Source organism: Kitasatospora sp. NPDC007106, from assembly GCF_040634455.1.
Lineage (GTDB): Bacteria > Actinomycetota > Actinomycetes > Streptomycetales > Streptomycetaceae > Kitasatospora > Kitasatospora arboriphila.
On record NZ_JBEYFP010001022.1, the window covers coordinates 1 to 1,940 of the forward strand.

Annotated in this window: 2 protein-coding genes; both read right to left on the bottom strand. The window is 73.6% G+C overall.

The window, feature by feature from the left end:
• Nucleotides 1-137 precede the first annotated feature (137 nt).
• Nucleotides 138-1,217, bottom strand: coding sequence for a HAMP domain-containing sensor histidine kinase (locus ABZ641_RS35295; protein WP_359988488.1), 1,080 nt, complete (start codon nucleotides 1,215-1,217; stop codon nucleotides 138-140).
• Nucleotides 1,214-1,894 carry a response regulator transcription factor gene (locus ABZ641_RS35300; RefSeq protein ID WP_344625353.1) on the bottom strand — a complete coding sequence of 227 codons (681 nt, stop codon included), beginning with the start codon at nucleotides 1,892-1,894 and terminating at the stop codon, nucleotides 1,214-1,216. The genes ABZ641_RS35295 and ABZ641_RS35300 overlap by 4 nt, the downstream gene beginning before the upstream one ends.
• Nucleotides 1,895-1,940: the final 46 nt, after the last annotated feature.

Below are 1,940 nucleotides of genomic sequence, written 5' to 3' on the forward strand. Positions count from 1 at the left end.
TTTTCACCACCAGACCTCCGAATACCACATACGTCTAGTGGTGTCTGGTGTTCAGCCGGGGGCACTGCGGCCGAGGCCGCCGGCGGCCGACACCGCAGCGCCCTGACGGCCGTCCGGTCACCGGGAGGGGGTGCCGCCTACGACGTGCCGGGGAGCCGGACCGTGACGAGCAGGCCGCCTGCGGGGCGCGCGGCGAGGTCGAGCGTCCCGCCGTGGGCGCGGACGATGCTGTGCACGATGGCCAGGCCGAGGCCGGCGCCCTCGTGCTCGTCGGTGCGGACGCGTTCCGTGCCGCGCCGGAAGGGTTCGGTGAGGGTCGGCAGCAGGTCCGGCGGGAGCGGGCGGCCCGTGTTCTCGACCCGCAGCACGCTCGTGCCGCCCTGCGTCCCGGTGTGCACCGTCACGGTGCCGCCGGCGGGCAGGTTGTGGACGACGGCGTTCTGGACGAGGTTGGTCGCCATCCGCAGCAGGAGTTCCGCGGAGCCGCTCGTCCGGGCCGCCCCGCCGGTGACCTCCAGCGTGGTCCCGCGCCGTTCGGCGAGCGGCAGCAGCGTCTCGGCGGCCTCCTCCGCCACCAGGGAGAGGTCGACGTCCTCGCGGGGGAGGTTGCCGCGGTCGGCGCGGCCGAGCAGCAGGAGCGCCTCGGTGAGGTCGATCGCCCGGGTGTTGACGGCGTGCAGGCGTTCGACGACCTCGCCCGGGTTCCGCGTCGGGTCCTTGCGGGCGACGTCGAGGAGCGTCCGGGTGATCGCCAGCGGGGTGCGCAGTTCGTGCGAGGCGTTCGCGGCGAACCGCTGCTGCTCGGCGACGTGGGACTCCAGCTGGTCGAGCATCGAGTCGAAGGCGTCGGAGAGTTCGCGGAACTCGTCCTGCCGGCCCTCCATGCGGATCCGGTGGGACAGCGAGCCCTTCCCGGCCGTCCGTGCCGCCTCGGTGATCCGGGTGAGCGGAGCGAGCATCCGGCCCGCGAGGATCCATCCGCCGACGAGGCCGAACACCAGGAGGAAGGCCATCGCCACGGCCGCGGCGGGGGCGAAGGTGTGCACCAGGAGGTAGCGGTTGGGCGACACCCCGAGCAGGCCCTGGCTGTTGTCGGGGACGTAGCGCAGCAGGTACAGCCACACCACGCCCAGCAGGAGGGCACCGGCCACGACGAGGAACCCGACGTAGCTGAGGGTGAGTTTGAGTCGGGCGCTCGGCCCGGGCCGTCTGTTCACGGGCGGGTGGTGTCCGTGCCGGTGTCGATGCGGTAGCCGACGCCGGGCACCGTGGCGATGATCCACGGCTCGCCGAGCCGCTTGCGCAGCGCGGAGACGGTGATGCGGACGGCGTTGGTGAGGGGGTCGGCGTTCTCGTCCCAGGCCCGCTCCAGCAGCTGTTCGGCACTCACGACCCCGCCGCCGGCGGCGACCAGGACCTCCAGCACCGCGAACTGCTTGCGGGTCAGCGCGACGTGCCGGCCGTCGCGGAAGACCTCCCGGCGGAAGGGGTCGAGCCGCAGGCCCGCGATCTCGCGGACCGGCGGCCGCAGGTGCGCGCGTCGGCGGTCGAGCGCCCTCAGCCGCAGGACGAGCTCCCGCAGGTCGAACGGCTTGGTGAGGTAGTCGTCGGCGCCGAGCCCGAACCCGGACGCCTTGTCGTCGATCCGGTCGGCGGCGGTGAGCATCAGGATCGGGATGCCGCTGCCGGAGGCGACGATGCGCCGGGCGACCTCGTCGCCGGAGGGGCCGGGGATGTCCCGGTCGAGGATCGCGAGGTCGTAGGAGTGGACGCCGAGCAGCTCCAGGGCACAGTCGCCGTCGCCGGCGATGTCGGCGGCGATCGCCTCCAGCCGGAGGCCGTCCCGGACGGCTTCGGCCAGGTAGGGCTCGTCCTCCACGATCAGTACGCGCATGCCGGAAGCCTAAGCCGCGACCGGCGCGGGGCGGGACGGCTCCGAC